Below are 14,632 nucleotides of genomic sequence, written 5' to 3' on the forward strand. Positions count from 1 at the left end.
GAACCTATTGCCAGCCTTAGCCCTTCGAGGCGCGTTCGCTCTCATGCCAGCGCCGAAGAACTAGCCATGAGAGAAATGCCGTCGCGGAAAAAAGCAAGGCCCCGAGTCCTGCAAGCAGCACCAGCGCCGCAAAGACACGGGGCGTGAACAGTCGGCTTTGTGCTTCCAACAGCCGGAAGGCCAAGCCAGCATGCTCACCCGCCTGTCCTACGGAAAATTCCGCGACGACGGCCCCGACCAACGCAAGGCCTGCGCCGATTTTGACGCCCCCGAAAATGCCCGGCAGGGCGGAAGGAATTTGCAGATAGCGAAATGTCTGCCACCGGGACGCGCCATAGGTGCGGAGCAAGTCGGCGTGATGGCGCTCGGCACTTTTCAGCCCCTGCAATGTGCTCAGCATGATCGGGAAGAAGGCGACAATGAACGCGCAGATCAATTGCGCCACAAGCGGGGTCGGCGCGTAGATGGCGATCAGCGGTGCAATCGCGACGATAGGCGTCACCTGGATCGCCACGGCAAGCGGAGCAAAAAACGCTTCCATCCACCGTGCCTGCGCCAGTGACACGGCGATGCCCCATCCGCCGAACAGGGCGAAAAGCAGGGCAAGCAGCGTCGTTTTTGTCGTCGCCCAAAGCGCCGGTCCCAAGATGTGCCAATCGCCGATCATCGTCGCGGCCACCGTCAACGGGCCCGGAAGAATATACGGAGGAACCCCCGACAGCGTCACACCCGCCGCCCATAGAGCAATCATTGCGAGGAAGCCAAAAGCAGGGACTGCGGCACGCAAGGCTATGTTGATGAGCGTTTGTCCGACGCGGGATATTCGGGTGTCTGCGGTGGCCAAGAACGTCCCTCGTGTGCAACGTTTCTATGCGGCATAGCGGGGATTGATTTCGCGTGGCTTGCGGGAAAACCATGGATCGGCGTCACCGGCGAATGTGACACACGAAACTTGCAGCCTCGATGTTCTGGAAGATCGGACCCCGGTTCGGGACATTGTCGCCGCCCGGAGGCAGGGAGACTGCGCGGTCATCCGCTGCCGCGCGCAACTCGAAGTAATTTTCCGGGGCCACATGAATACCGACGAATGCAGAGGCGGGCAGTGGATGGTGGTCTGGTCGCGGGCAGTTCCCGTTCAGCAAGGAACGGTCCACCACTATGTCACGAACTCGCGATGAGAGGTCGTCCTCCTTGCGAGAGCGCAACGGCTGAAATCCGCTTGCGCTCTCCGAAAGACGTGCAGGCGACGCGCGATCAGATCGCGTCGCGTTCGGTGCGTAGATTGGAGACGACGCGGCGGTTCTGCACCTTGCAGGAGCGCTCCGTGCAGTCGCGAACCTCGCGATCGTTGCCGTAGCCTTTGGCCCACATGCGGTTCGGGTCCACGCCTTTCGAGCTGAGATAGGCCATGACCGCATCGGCGCGTTGCTGCGACAGGGTCGCCATCTTCGACGCGGAACCGGAATCGTCGGAAAAGCCCTGCAGCTTGACGAGCCAGCGCGGATTGCTGTTGAGCCAGATGGCCTGCTTGTCCAACGTTGCCTTGGCGACGGAATCGAGCGTGGCCGAGTCCTGCGTGAAGTAGGTCCGTCGGCCGACATTGAGGATGAAATCCTCTTCGCTGCCAGCGGCGACAGTTTCGAAGCCGGGCGCCGGATCGTCGGTCTGTCCGGTCATCGGCGCCACGGACGGTTCTTCGACCGCGGCAATCTCGGTGGTGCTGCAGGCGGTCAGCGTCAGCAAAATGGCAGCAACAGAAAGCAGCCTCGTATATCCGGGCATAGCGGGCATCAGGGTGATATTCCTCATTCGACCGGAGTTGCGACCGGGGTTGCTTGGCTGACCTCGGGGGCCTTGTCGGCGATATGCGGCAGGACCTGCACGGCGGTGCCGATCGGGCATCGCTGATAAAGATCGATCGCATCCTCGTTGAACATGCGGATGCAACCGCTGGAAGCATCCTTGCCGATGCTGCCCGGCTCCAGCGTACCGTGGAAGCGATAGCCGGTATCGACGCCATCGCGAAGCAGGTACATGGCGCGCGGGCCGAGCGGGTTCTTCGGCGAACCGCCCTCGACGAACTCGGGCAGTTCGGGGTGACGCTCACGCATCTCCGGCGGCGGGGTCCAGCGCGGCCAGAGCGATTTGCGGTCGATCGTGGCGCGGCCATACCATTTGAAGCCCTCGCGCCCGACGCCGACGCCATAGCGGATGGCCGTCTTGTTCTCCATGATCAGGTAGAGAAAATGGTGTCTGGTATCGACGACGACGGTGCCGATCGGCTCGCTGCTGAAATACTTGACAACCTGGCGCTGCCATTTCCTGTCGATCTTGGCGAAATTCGTGCTTCGATAGGTCACGCCATTGTCGACTGCCGGGTCGGAAAAATAGGCCGTCGCTGCGGCAAAGGCCGGTTTCTGTACCGCGCCGGCGCCGAGCAGCGCCAAACCACCAAGCATAATATCCCTGCGGGTGCACTCCATCGGCAATATCCCCCGAAAAGCCAAGCAGCGAGGTGCAGTAAATCAGATTTTTCATTTGTCACAACGGAAATTTATCGGATACCGATTCTTTCGGTGACTGTTTCGCAAGGATTGTTTTGCCGATAGCCGCAGACCATCGGACGATTTTGCATGTTCCGCAGGTTAGAACATGAGCTTCATCACCGGAGCGGTCCTCCCGTGAGCAACAGCGGCACGTGACGCTTGCGAATGCGCCGGGGTCGATTGGCTCTACTCAGTATTCGCAATAACGGCACGCCGGTTATTGTCGAATTTCACGACATCGGGTGATTACCTTTAGGCGAAGATAGCCGTCGCGGCTGGGACCGAGCCAACGGTCGCCGATCACGGGCTCGATGGCCACGCGAGTTGCCCCTGCCGCCGCTTTGGCAAAGCCCGAGGTTGTATCCGAGCGCCGAAGCCCGACCACCGGCCGGCTATCCCCTTAGGGCCAGGCGAAAGGCGCGCGCAAGCGTCGCCCCGGCGAACCGCCGGATTGGCAAATTCGCCATTGAGCGGCCGTTACGCCGGGTGGCTGAAGCGGGCGATCTGCGCACCCTTCATCAGGTTGCGGAAGTTCGATCCGCTCATATGCACCAGCGTCTTGTGGTCGCCGCCCTCGAAGTAGACGTCGTTTACGTCGCCCAGACTTTCGTCGAGCAACACCGGCACGTCATAGGCTGAACCGATGGGCGGCACCGCGCCGATATCGCAATCGGCGAAGAGGTTGCAGACCTCCTCCTCCGAAGCGAGACCGAGGCGCCGGTCCATCACGTCCTGCAAGGTGGAGAGTTCAACCCGGTGCGTGCTCGGCACAACGGCGAGCACATAGCCCATCTCGTGGTGGACGACCACGGATTTGGCAAGCCTGCTGCCGGGTACATGTGCCGCTCGCGCCGTCTGGCTGGTGGTGGCTGTCCGGTGATGGGCGACGGTGTCATAGGCGACACCCGCACCATCGATATAGTCCTGAAGTTTTCTGGCGATCGTCATCGTCGACACCCCTTCTCTCTCGTGGTGGCGCGGAAAGGTCATTGTCCACCCATCCACCATGAAGTCAACGACGGTCAGCGTGCGGCAGTCAGCACTCGGCCCTGAGCATGGGGAAGGCCTGGTCGCGTGCCGACATCTGCGCGACCGGCAAGGGCCAGGCGATCCCCAGCCTTGGATCCAGGGCATTGAGCCCGCCCTCGGCCTGCGGCGCATAGGGCTTGTCGTGCAGGTAGATCAGCTCGCAGTCGGCGGCAAGCGTCTGGAATCCATGCGCGAACCCCCCGGGGATCATCATCGACCTCCCGTTTTCTGCGCTCAGCACTTCGCCATGCCATTGGAGGTAGGTCGGGGAGTCCGGCCGCATGTCGACGGCAACATCGAAGACCGTGCCGGCGAGACAAGAGACAAACTTCGTCTCGTCGTGCGGCGCCCGCTGGAAATGCATGCCGCGAACCGTGCCTGCCGCCTGCGTCAATGTGTGATTGATCTGCGCGATCGAACCGTCTGCGCCAAAATCGGCGAGTTCCTCGCGGCAGAAGAAGCGTGAAAAGAAGCCGCGATCATCGCCAAAGCGCTGACGTTCGACGACAATGAGACCCGCGAGGGGTGTAGGAACTCGGTTGAAGCGCGACATTTGAAACTTCCACGAGCGAGCGAGACGCCCTCTCTTTTCCCCCTTAAGAAACCGGCCTTGACCGTATTTGCAATTGCCGACATGAAAGCGTTCACAGGAAAGCGATTACGAATCGACGAGGTTGCCAGACCGCGAATCGTGACCTCCGGCGTATTGGTGGATTGTATCCGAAAAGGGTATCAGCAGTTATGGCAGTAGCAGACGATCGTCTCGCATTCGAGGCTCACAAGAAGGAAATGTCGCTCGCGCTCGGCAAGGACGACGACGCCTTTCGCCAGTCTCTCGACACGCTGGTGACGCTCGACAAATATGACTATTCCTACCTCTGGTCGTTCATGGGCGTGCCGATCATCCAGATGCCGGCCGATGTCATGGCAACCCAGGAAGTCATCTGGAACACCAAGCCGGACGTCATCATCGAAACGGGCGTCGCCCGCGGCGGTTCGGTGATCTTCATGGCCGCGATGCTGCAACTGATCGGCAAGGGCAAGGTCATCGGCGTCGACATCGACATCCGCGCCCACAATCGCGCCTCGATCGAAAAGCACCCGATGTCCTCGCGCATCACGCTGATCGAAGGCCCGTCGACGACGGCCGAAACGCTGGCGAAGGTGAAGGCCGAAATCCCGGAGGGCGCTTCGGTCATGGTCGTGCTCGACAGCGATCACAGCCGCGACCACGTGCTGGACGAATTGCGCGCCTACGGCCCGCTCGTCACCGAAGGCCAGTACATGGTCGTGGCGGATACGGTTCTCGGCTGGGCCGACGCATCGCAGACCCCCACCAAGCGCTCGAAAATCTGGCGCGCCGGCGACGAGCCCTACGCGGCGCTCACGGCTTACATGGCAGAGACGACCCGCTTTGAGGCCGACGAGGTTTTGAACGGCAAGCTTGTGCTTTCAAGCTCGCCGCGCGGCTATCTGAAATGCGTCGGCGCCTAACGCCGGCAACCAGGGCCAAGGAAACCATCACCACGGCAAGGTAACGAACGAACAGCTCATGGACCGCACCATCGTTGTCTCGCAATCTATGTATTTCCCTTGGGTTGGGCTGCTCGAACAAGTCCGCCTGGCGGATGTCTTCGTGCACTACGACGACGTTCAATTTGCCCGGGGCTTCTTCAATAGGGTGCAGGTGAAGACCAGCGGCGGTCGGAATTGGATCACGGTTCCGTTGCGGGATCATCACCAGGGCGACCTGATCGACGAGGTGGTCATCGATGACCGGGAGGACTGGCGAAGCAAGCACCGAAAGATCCTGCAGCATGCCTATCAGAAGGCCCCATTCCGCGACGACATGCTGAAGATCGTGGACAAGGTCTTTGATCGGAATTCGCCGACATTGGCCGAGCTTGCCCGTCATTCGATCCTCGAGCTCGTGCGCTATTTCGATCTCCCGGCCCCGGAGTTCTTGAACGCGCGCGCGCTCGGCATCGGCGGCTCGGGTAGCCAGAGGCTTTACGATATCGTCACCCGGCTCGACGGGACCATCTACGTCACGGGCCACGGGGCAAAAAACTATCTCGACCACGAACTCTTCGAGCGCAACGGCGTCAATGTGCGCTACATGAGCTACGAGCTTACCCCCTATCCGCAGCTCTATGGCGAGTTCACCCCTTATGTCACCGGGCTGGATCTTGTTGCCAATTGCGGGCCGGAAGGTGCAAATGTCGTGCGGTCGGGAGCGATCGATTGGAAGGAATTTACGCAATGACCTCCGAGAATCTGGATGCCGTCGCATCGGAATACCTTCCGAATGCGCCGACCGCGATTGAAAACGACCTGATCCTCAACTGGTATCCGCAGCGTGTGGTCAAGCGCTTCGGGTCCTGCCATTCATTGCTGGATCTCGGCATCGGCCACGGCTACACCCCGCATCTCTTCAATGCGGTTTGCGAGCGCCATGTGATCGTCGAAGGATCGCAGTTGGTGATCGACCTCTTCAAGGAGAAGAGCCCCGATTTCGCCGGCGAAATCGTCTTCTCCTATTTCGAGAATTTCGATACCGACGAGCGCTTCGACGTCATCGTGATGGGCTTCATCCTCGAGCACGTGGACGATCCCGGCTACGTGCTGGATCGCTTCAAGCGCTTCCTCAAGCCCGGCGGCCGGCTGTTTGCTGCCGTACCAAATGCAAAGTCCCTGAACCGCCGGCTTGGCCTGGAGCTCGGCAAGATCGATGACATCTACAGCCTGAACGCCAACGATCTCGCCCTTGGACACAAGCGCCAATACTGCCGCGACACGTTCCGCAGCGAGTTGCAAAACCATGGGTTCCGGGTCGTGCATGAGGAAGGCATCTACCTGAAACCGCTGCCGCTACCGGTGCTGCAGACACTTCCCGACTTCCAGGCCAATTTGCAGGCCATGCTGCAGGTCGGCATCGAATTCCCGGATCTATGCGTCGGTCTGTTGATGGAAGCCGAGCCGACATGAAGAAGGCGGCCGTCATCGGCGCACGATCGATGCTTGGCAGTCATGTGGTTGCACAGCTTCAGGCGTGCGGCGTTGAAACGCTAAGCGTCGGGCGCTCGTCCGAGGACGATCTCTTCTTTGACCTGGAAGGCGCTCCCGCCGGCACCTCCGGCGCGTCCGCCGATATCGTCTTCCATTGCGCCTCGAGCTTTGGCGACGATAGCGACGCCGGCCTAAGGCAGAACTACGCAACGAACACCACCAGTTCCCTGGGCGTTGGCGAACTCGTCCTTCGACTGAAGGCAAGAGCCTTGGTCTATGCCGGCTCGATCTGGTCCTATGAGGACCTGAACCGAGACAGGTTCACATCCTACGGGCTCACCAAAGCTCTGGCCGAGCAGATGTTGAACTGGCAGTTGCACAAGCAAGGCAAGCTCTTCTGCAGTCTCCGACTGTCACAACTGTACGATACCGAGGGTCGCTGCTGCGCCCATCAACCGTGGTTCGGCCGGATCATCGCCTACGCCTCTCGCGGTGCAACCATCCGGATGCCGGATTCGCGAGGTTCTCAAAACTTCCTCCATGTGCGCGATGCCGCAGATCTGATGATACGTGCGGCGGAAAAAGGGCTGTCGGGTGTCCATGCGGCAGTTAACCCCGCCCCCTTGAGCTACCGTGATATCGCCGATATCGCCTATGCCGTGTTCGACCGTGGCGGAGCGGTCGAAGTCGCACCGGAAAAGACGCCCTTCCGGCCTGTTGACACCCCCGCTGCGGGGGAGACGCTGACGTCGTTGGGGAAGCTCTCCTTGATCACAATGCACGAAGGGATCAGCGGCATCCGGGATGCCTGTACGGCCGGCGCATTCGGACCAATGGACGTGAAATGATGGACACAGCCGACAAGCAGCCGCAACGGACGATCACGGTTGTCGTAACAGCAGTCGGCGCGATCATCGGCCAGGGGATCGCCGCATCGCTGCGAAAGCTGGATACCCCGATCCGCATCGTCGGCGTCGATCGGGACGCCGATGGCATCGGCCGGCATTGGTGCGACCATTTCGTCGCCAAGCCGGCCTGCGACGAGGCTTCACGGGAGTATCTCGATTTCTGGCTGGATCTGCTGCAGCGTGAAGACGTCGCGGTGGTGCTGCCTGGCCTGGAGCACGATGTTCTGTTTTTCAACGAACACCGCGCTCTGTTCGACACGATAGCGACACGGATAGCGTTGAACACGGCCCATCTGATTGCCCTCGCTCAGGACAAATGGGACATGGGCACGGCGCTGTTGCAGGCCGGACTTCCAGCAATCCCGAGCACGCTCAACCGCAACCTGGCCGACTGCGAACGCGAACTGGGCTCCTTGCCATTGCTCTTGAAGCCCCGCCGCGGAAATGGCTCACGCGGCATCGTGCTGCTTCGTGACAAGGCGGATTTCGACTACTGGACGCACAAGAGCGCCGACGATTTCCTCATTCAAAAACGTGTCGGCACGGACGATCAAGAATACACCGTCGGTGCATTCGGCCTCGGCGACGGCACGATGCTGCCGCCGATCGTCTTCCGTCGGCGACTGTCGGTCGCCGGCAACACGCAATATGCCGAGGTCGTCGATGCTCCCGTTATCACCAAAGCGGTTCAGCAGCTTGCCGAACACTTCAAGCCGCTCGGCCCGACGAACTATCAGTTCCGGCTAGAGGGCACGACCCCCTATCTGCTCGAAATCAATCCCCGCTTCTCGAGCAGTACGTCACTGCGTGCAGCCTTCGGCTACAACGAGGCGGCGATGGCGCTCGACTATTACGTATACGGAAGAAAACCCGAGGCACCGGAGATCAAAACGGGCCGTGCCTGGCGCTACTCAGAAGATCTGGTCGTCCTATGATCGCCATCATTTCCGACATTCACGGCAACCTTCCTGCCCTGGAGGCCGTGCTCGCGCGCATCGATGAACTCGGCTGCAGCTCGGTCCTTTCGCTTGGTGACGTCGTCGGATACTACGCCCAACCGGGCGAGTGCATCGACGCGCTGAAAGCGCGCCGCATTGCGAACATCATGGGCAATCACGACCATTACATCGTCAGCGGCGAAGGCTGCCCGCGATCGAAGATGGTCAACGACATCATCGAATACCAGAGAGGCATCATCTCGGCCGATCAACGCGCCTGGCTCTCCGGATCTCAATCCTATGTCATCGACGGATCGACTTACTTCGTCCACGGTAGCTGGCAGGATCCGATAGACGAATATCTCTACAAGATCTCGGAGGCGCAGTTTCCCGACGGGTGCGAACGGCTTTTCGCCGGGCACACCCATGTGCAGGTCCGTTTGGAGATCGGTGGCAGATCTTTCTGCAATCCCGGCTCGGTCGGGCAACCGCGCGACGGCGACCCGCGCGCCGCTTTCGCCACGCTTTCGGAAACAGGTATCGAGCTCCATCGTGTCGCCTATGATATCGACAGGACGGCCTATCATATGCGGCAGGCCGGCTTCCCGGACCGCTATTACGAGAACCTCTATCTCGGCGCGCAGATCGGCGGCCGGATTGACAAGATCGTTGCCGCAGAGGCAACCAATGACCGATCGGCTTGAGCACAGGCAGCCCACATGACGAAACCTCGTATTCTCTACACCAAGCCCTCAATCACCGAACGCGAAGTCGCCTATGCCACCGACGCAGCCGCGAACGGCTGGGGCGAGCGCTGCTACGACTACATCAACCGCTTCGAGGCCGCCTTTGCCGCTCATCTCGGCGTCACCCATGCGATCTCGACATCAAGCTGCACCGGCGCGTTGCACATGGGCCTTGCCGCCCTCGGCGTCGGGCCGGGTGATGAAGTCATTCTCGCCGACACGAACTGGACCGCATCCGCCGCCCCGATCGTCCACCTCGGAGCAAAGCCCGTTTTTGTCGACGTGCTGCCCGACAGTTGGTGCATCGATCCCGAGAAAGCGGCAGCGGCAATCACCCCGAAGACCAAGGCGATCATGGCCGTGCACATCTACGGCAATCTCTGCGACATGGACCGCCTGCTCGCGATCGGCGCGCGGCACAACATTCCCGTTGTCGAAGACGCAGCCGAAGCACTCGGATCGGAATGGCGCGGACGCAAGGCCGGCTCGCTCGGCGCCTTCGGTGCATTTTCGTTCCATGGCACCAAGACCGTGACGACGGGCGAAGGCGGCATGTTCGTCACCAGTGACAGCAAGCTCTACGAAAAGGTGCTGACTCTTTCCAATCACGGTCGGGCGCGCGGACAAAAGAAACAGTTCTGGCCGGACGAGGTCGGTTTCAAATACAAGATGTCGAACCTGCAGGCGGCCGTGGGTCTCGCCCAGATCGAACGCGTGAACGAACTGGTCGAGCGCAAGCGCGAGATCTTCTACGCCTATCAGGAACAACTCGCGGGCGTGAACGCCATTTCCATGAACCCGGAACCCGCGAATACGAAGAACGGCTTCTGGATGCCGACGGTCGTTTTCGCGCCGGAAACCGACGTCACGCGCGAAAAACTGCAGGGCGCTTTCGCCGCTGAGAACATCGACGCCCGCGTCTTCTTCTGGCCCCTGAGCTCGCTGCCACCCTTCGAAGGCATGCCGGAAAACACCGTCGCCTATGACCTCCCCGGTCGGGCGATCAATCTCCCGAGCTATCACGACATGACGACCGAAGAGATCGGCCGGGTCGTGCAGGTGTTGCGCGACTGCGTCGCGCATTGATGGGCGAAACCGGAGAAGCGACAAGGCGAACCGGACTCTGCCCGAGCGCGAGGCACGCAGCGATGAGATCCGCGCCGTCATGTGTCGGCAGCCCGATACCTGCCCGCGCCGTTCCCTGTCCGTCCCGGCAATTGATTGAGCCGGCAAATCGTGCAAAGAACCGTGCGCCCGCCCCGAAAACCGCGTTCCGGCCGTGATAATTCGACCGCCTGGATTGTCCACATCGCACGAGCGATCCACGCGCAAGGTAGCATGGGTTATCTCGATGGGAGGAATGCGTCGCGCGCCGAACGCGCGTCACTATGAGGTAGCTGCATGAAAGTCGTCATACTTGCCGGTGGTTACGGCACGCGCATCTCGGAAGAGAGCCATCTGAGACCCAAGCCGATGATCGAAATCGGCGGGCGGCCGATCCTCTGGCATATCATGAAGATCTACAGCCACTATGGCTTCTCGGATTTCGTGATCTGCCTCGGCTACCGCGGCTATATGATCAAGGAATACTTCTCCAACTACATCCTGCATTCTTCCGACGTCACCTATGACATGGCGACCGGCGAGACGCTCTTTCATTCCAACAAGGCCGAGCCGTGGCGCGTGACGCTCGTCGACACCGGCACGGACTCCATGACCGGCGGGCGCCTGAAGCGCGTCGCCGATCATCTGGGGGATACCTTCTGCCTCACCTATGGCGATGGCGTTGCCGACATCGACATCAAGGCGCTTACCGACTTCCATCGCAGCCACGGCCGCGAAGCGACCGTGACCAGCGTGGTTCCGCCGGGCCGTTACGGCGCGCTAGCCGTCAGCGATGGACGCGTTCAAAGTTTCATCGAGAAGCCCGCCGGCGACAACAACCGCATCAATGGCGGCTTCTTCGTCCTCAACAGGGCCGTGCTCGATCGCATCGAGGGTGACCACACCTCGTTCGAAACAACGCCGCTCGAAGGCCTGGCCCGCGATGGTCAGTTGATGGCCTTCCCGCATGACGGCTTCTGGCGACCGATGGACACGTTGCGCGACAAGAACCAGCTCGAAGAGCTCTGGCAAAACGGCTCGGCACCCTGGAAAGTCTGGTCATGAGCCGGCTGGCCAATCCCGCCTTCTGGGCCGGCAAGCGCGTGCTTCTGACGGGGCACACCGGCTTCAAGGGAAGCTGGGCGCGGCTTTGGCTGGCGCGAATGGGTGCTCGCGTTGCCGGCTACGCCTTGCCGCCTGCCGCTGAGCTGTCCCTGCACGCGCTGCTCGGGCCCGGCGAAACCGCCGACGAACATCTGAGCGATATCCGCGACGGCGATACGCTCGCGACGGCCATGCGACAGTTCGACCCGGAAATCGTCCTGCATATGGCGGCGCAGCCGCTGGTGCGCGAAAGCTATCGGACACCGGCCGAAACCTTCGACGTCAACGTCATGGGAACCGTGCGACTGCTGGAGGCCGCACGCGCGGCGCCCGCTCTGAAGACGATCGTCGTCGTGACCACCGACAAGGTCTACCGCAACGACGAAAGCGGCCGGCATTTTCCGGAAGAGGCCGTGCTCGGCGGCCATGACCCCTATTCCGGCTCGAAGGCCGCTTGCGAGCTGGTCGTTTCGACCTGGCGGGATTCGTTCCTGCGCGAACGCGGCATCCGGGTAGCGACCGCCCGCGGCGGTAACGTGCTGGGCGGTGGAGACTTCTCGGTCGACCGACTTGTCCCCGACATCGTCCGTGCCGCACTGTCGGGCGAGATGCTCGATATCCGCAGCCCGATGGCGACGCGGCCCTGGCAGCATGTACTCGATTGCCTCAACGGCTATTTCGTCTATGCCGAAGCACTACACGAGGGCCGAACCGATGCTGCGGCGCTGAATTTCGGCCCCTCTCCCGCAGAACGGCAGATTCCCGTGCGCGATGTCGCCGGCGCGATCCAGGCCGCCATGGGCCTGACGACGCAATGGCGCGACAGCTCGTCGCAGGATCAGCCCCGCGAGATGCAGGCGCTCGGCCTCGATCCCGCACTCGCGCTGAAGACCTTGTCCTGGACCGCCAGGCTCTCGCAGGATCAGGCCATCGCCTGGACCGCGCACTGGTATGACGGCTGGCGTCGCGGCGGCTCCGCCCGCGACCTGACGCTCGGCCAAATCGACGCATTCATGAGAGGCTAACGACTTCGATGTCCCACAACTGCCGTTTCTGCTCGACGCCGCTCGCGACTGTCGTCGCCGACCTGGGATCGACCCCCTGGTCGAATTCGTTCCTGGAGCCGACCGAAGAAGCGATCGCGCGTGAACGCTCGTTTCCGCTGAAGGCGATGGTCTGCTCCGAATGCCTGCTGGTGCAGACGACAGAAACCGTGCCGGCCGACGAGATCTTCACCGACGGCTACGCCTACCTCTCCTCGTTCTCGACGAGCTGGCTGGAACACGCACGCCGTTATGCCGACGCCATGACCGAGCGCTTCGGGCTTAACAGCACGTCGCAGGTCGTCGAGATCGCCTCGAACGACGGCTACCTGCTGCAATATTTCGTTGCCAAGGGCGTACCCGTTCTCGGCGTCGAGCCCGCTGCCAATGCGGCGCGCATCGCTGAGGATCGCAAGGTTCCGACCGAGGTCGCCTTCTTCGGCCGCGAAACCGCGACTGCCCTCGTCAACCGCGGCATCCGCGCTGATTTGACGGCGGCCAACAACGTGCTGGCGCATGTGCCGGATATCGCCGATTTCGTCGGCGGCTTCGCGATCCTGCTGAAGCCCGATGGCGTGGCGACGTTCGAGTTCCCGCACCTGCTGCGCCTCATGGAAGGCGTACAGTTCGACACGATCTACCATGAACACTATTCCTACCTGTCGCTGGCTGCCGTCGAACGCATCTTCGAAAGCTCCGGGCTGAAGGTGTTCGACGTCGAGGAACTCGCCACCCACGGCGGCTCGCTGCGCGTCTTTGCCCAGCTTGCCTCGGGTAAGCGTGAAGCGACCGAAAGGCTCGCGGCCGTGCGCGAGAAGGAAGCTGCTGCCGGCCTGATGCGGATGGAAACCTATGCCGCCTTCGACGACCGGATCGCCGCCGTCTGCAGAGGGTTTCAGGAATTCCTGGCGCGTGCCAAGGCCGAAGGCAAGACGGTGGCCGCCTATGGCGCCGCGGCCAAGGGAAACACCTTTCTCAATGTCTGCGGCGTGAAGCCGGGCGACATTGCCTTCGCAGTCGACCGCAATGACTTGAAGCAGGGCAAGCTCTTGCCGGGCACCCACATTCCGGTGCACGCACCGGCCCATCTGCAGGTTGCGAAGCCCGGTTATCTCGTGATCCTGCCGTGGAATCTCACGGACGAAATCGTCGCCGACAATGCCGCGATCCGGGCTTGGGGCGGCCAATTCGTCGTTGCAATTCCGGAGCTGAAAATCTTCTGATTTCCCGGCGCCGGGCGGAGAAAACATGGACGTCCTTCCGCCCGGACAGTACACCGGGCAGCGAAAATCCATAATGTTTATCGCCTTGGGTTGGTTTGCCCCAAATTTGACGTCTTCGGATTGAAATTCGGCGACGGCGTGGGTTCCAACAGTTGCAAATCAGCACCCAAGGAGGTGCAATGTCCACTATTGACCTATGCCTTGTCGCCACCCGGCGACCGGATCTGCTCGCCCAGACGCTGGCGAGCTTCCGGGAAAAGATCTTTCTTAGACTCGAGCTGCGCGGCGCCTTTCTCAATCTTGACCCGATCTTCGGATCGACGGACGATCACGGCGCCTGCGTCGAGATCTTCCGCAGCCACTTCCCCGACGGGGTCGTCTTCCAGCCGGAAAGCCCCGGCTTCTGCGCGGCCGTCGCGAGGCTCTGGTCGTCGGCGAGCGGCGACTATGTCTTTCATCTCGAAGACGATTGGATTGCCTTGAGGGACATGGGCGAGGAATTGCTAGCGCCCTTCGCCGATCCGGCAGTCACCCAGGTGTCGTTCCATACGGCGGACCAGAATTGGGACATCCGACGCAAGGGTCATTTCCATCGGCGAAACGAGTATGCGCATCTGCTCGGGATCAAGGTCCCTCTCTTCCGCACCTTCCCGAAATTCACGACGTCTCCGTCGATCCTGCGTGGCGGGTTTGCGCGGCACTGCGCCGGCCTGATGGATCTCTCCCGCGATCCGGAGAAGCAGTTCTATTCGGGCGTGAACCCGGCAATGGAAGCCTACGTCGCCCGCTCCCGTAACTATATCTTCTCGCCCGAGGCGCGCCCTGTCATCAAGGACATGGGACGAGAATGGCGTGAGCAGCGCCGCATCCAAAAGGTGATCACCGACTCGACCTCGGTCTGGCGGCAAAGCGCTTAAATGGACCGGACTTAGGCACCGTTCCTTGCGACAAACAGCATACAAGCGGGACGGCTGCCCCGCTT

The 14,632-nt window shown here is 61.4% G+C and carries 16 protein-coding genes; 11 read left to right on the forward strand and 5 right to left on the reverse strand.

Annotation, left to right across the window (positions count from 1 at the left end; genetic code table 11):
- Nucleotides 1-16 precede the first annotated feature (16 nt).
- The 5 genes from ACQ5BM_RS23070 to rfbC all read right to left on the reverse strand — a co-directional run bounded on the left by ACQ5BM_RS23070 (nucleotide 17) and on the right by rfbC (nucleotide 4,128).
- The gene (locus ACQ5BM_RS23070) at nucleotides 17-844 is read right to left on the reverse strand and encodes an ABC transporter permease (RefSeq protein WP_429816417.1); all 828 of its coding nucleotides are present in this window, start codon (nucleotides 842-844) and stop codon (nucleotides 17-19) included.
- Between the two features lie 410 nt (nucleotides 845-1,254).
- Nucleotides 1,255-1,809 (reverse strand): OmpA family protein, encoded by a 555-nt coding sequence (locus ACQ5BM_RS23075; RefSeq protein WP_429816420.1) that lies wholly within the window; start codon nucleotides 1,807-1,809, stop codon nucleotides 1,255-1,257.
- Nucleotides 1,806-2,483, reverse strand: a complete 678-nt coding sequence (locus ACQ5BM_RS23080) for a L,D-transpeptidase (protein WP_429816422.1) — start codon at nucleotides 2,481-2,483, stop codon at nucleotides 1,806-1,808. Before ACQ5BM_RS23080 ends, ACQ5BM_RS23075 begins: the two co-directional genes overlap by 4 nt.
- Before the next feature lie 540 nt (nucleotides 2,484-3,023).
- A complete protein-coding gene (locus ACQ5BM_RS23085) occupies nucleotides 3,024-3,494 on the reverse strand; it encodes an aminoacyl-tRNA deacylase (RefSeq protein WP_429816656.1) in 471 nt (156 codons plus the stop codon).
- Nucleotides 3,495-3,582: 88 nt separating this feature from the next.
- On the reverse strand, nucleotides 3,583-4,128 hold the full coding sequence (rfbC, locus tag ACQ5BM_RS23090; RefSeq protein WP_429816424.1) for a dTDP-4-dehydrorhamnose 3,5-epimerase: 546 nt from the start codon (nucleotides 4,126-4,128) through the stop codon (nucleotides 3,583-3,585).
- 188 nt (nucleotides 4,129-4,316) lie between these two features.
- Here rfbC and ACQ5BM_RS23095 point away from each other — a divergent pair, with 188 nt between their 5' ends.
- The 11 genes from ACQ5BM_RS23095 (at nucleotide 4,317) to ACQ5BM_RS23145 (ending at nucleotide 14,567) form a co-directional block, all read left to right on the forward strand.
- On the forward strand, nucleotides 4,317-5,069 hold the full coding sequence (locus ACQ5BM_RS23095) for a cephalosporin hydroxylase family protein (RefSeq protein ID WP_429816427.1): 753 nt from the start codon (nucleotides 4,317-4,319) through the stop codon (nucleotides 5,067-5,069).
- A 58-nt stretch (nucleotides 5,070-5,127) separates the two neighbouring features.
- A complete protein-coding gene (locus ACQ5BM_RS23100) occupies nucleotides 5,128-5,841 on the forward strand; it encodes a WbqC family protein (RefSeq protein WP_429816429.1) in 714 nt (237 codons plus the stop codon).
- Entirely contained in the window at nucleotides 5,838-6,563 is a 726-nt protein-coding gene (locus tag ACQ5BM_RS23105) for a class I SAM-dependent methyltransferase (protein ID WP_173517526.1), read from the forward strand. Before ACQ5BM_RS23100 ends, ACQ5BM_RS23105 begins: the two co-directional genes overlap by 4 nt.
- Nucleotides 6,560-7,432 (forward strand): NAD-dependent epimerase/dehydratase family protein, encoded by an 873-nt coding sequence (locus ACQ5BM_RS23110; RefSeq protein WP_429816432.1) that lies wholly within the window; start codon nucleotides 6,560-6,562, stop codon nucleotides 7,430-7,432. The genes ACQ5BM_RS23105 and ACQ5BM_RS23110 overlap by 4 nt, the downstream gene beginning before the upstream one ends.
- Nucleotides 7,429-8,427: an ATP-grasp domain-containing protein gene (locus ACQ5BM_RS23115; RefSeq protein ID WP_429816434.1), complete on the forward strand. Its 999-nt coding sequence runs from the start codon at nucleotides 7,429-7,431 to the stop codon at nucleotides 8,425-8,427. The genes ACQ5BM_RS23110 and ACQ5BM_RS23115 overlap by 4 nt, the downstream gene beginning before the upstream one ends.
- Entirely contained in the window at nucleotides 8,424-9,134 is a 711-nt protein-coding gene (locus ACQ5BM_RS23120) for a metallophosphoesterase family protein (RefSeq protein WP_429816437.1), read from the forward strand. The genes ACQ5BM_RS23115 and ACQ5BM_RS23120 overlap by 4 nt, the downstream gene beginning before the upstream one ends.
- Nucleotides 9,135-9,149: 15 nt before the next feature.
- On the forward strand, nucleotides 9,150-10,262 hold the full coding sequence (locus ACQ5BM_RS23125; RefSeq protein WP_429816439.1) for a DegT/DnrJ/EryC1/StrS family aminotransferase: 1,113 nt from the start codon (nucleotides 9,150-9,152) through the stop codon (nucleotides 10,260-10,262).
- Between the two features lie 315 nt (nucleotides 10,263-10,577).
- The gene (gene rfbF, locus ACQ5BM_RS23130) at nucleotides 10,578-11,345 is read left to right on the forward strand and encodes a glucose-1-phosphate cytidylyltransferase (RefSeq protein WP_429816442.1); all 768 of its coding nucleotides are present in this window, start codon (nucleotides 10,578-10,580) and stop codon (nucleotides 11,343-11,345) included.
- Complete coding sequence (gene rfbG / locus ACQ5BM_RS23135) at nucleotides 11,342-12,409, forward strand: CDP-glucose 4,6-dehydratase (protein ID WP_429816445.1); 1,068 nt, start codon at nucleotides 11,342-11,344, stop codon at nucleotides 12,407-12,409. The genes rfbF and rfbG overlap by 4 nt, the downstream gene beginning before the upstream one ends.
- A gap of 8 nt (nucleotides 12,410-12,417) precedes the next feature.
- Nucleotides 12,418-13,650 carry a class I SAM-dependent methyltransferase gene (locus ACQ5BM_RS23140; RefSeq protein ID WP_429816447.1) on the forward strand — a complete coding sequence of 411 codons (1,233 nt, stop codon included), beginning with the start codon at nucleotides 12,418-12,420 and terminating at the stop codon, nucleotides 13,648-13,650.
- Between the two features lie 179 nt (nucleotides 13,651-13,829).
- Nucleotides 13,830-14,567 (forward strand): glycosyltransferase family 2 protein, encoded by a 738-nt coding sequence (locus ACQ5BM_RS23145; protein ID WP_429816449.1) that lies wholly within the window; start codon nucleotides 13,830-13,832, stop codon nucleotides 14,565-14,567.
- Nucleotides 14,568-14,632 lie beyond the last annotated feature (65 nt).

It is taken from the genome of Ensifer sp. B1-9 (assembly GCF_050474445.1).
GTDB lineage: Bacteria > Pseudomonadota > Alphaproteobacteria > Rhizobiales > Rhizobiaceae > Ensifer.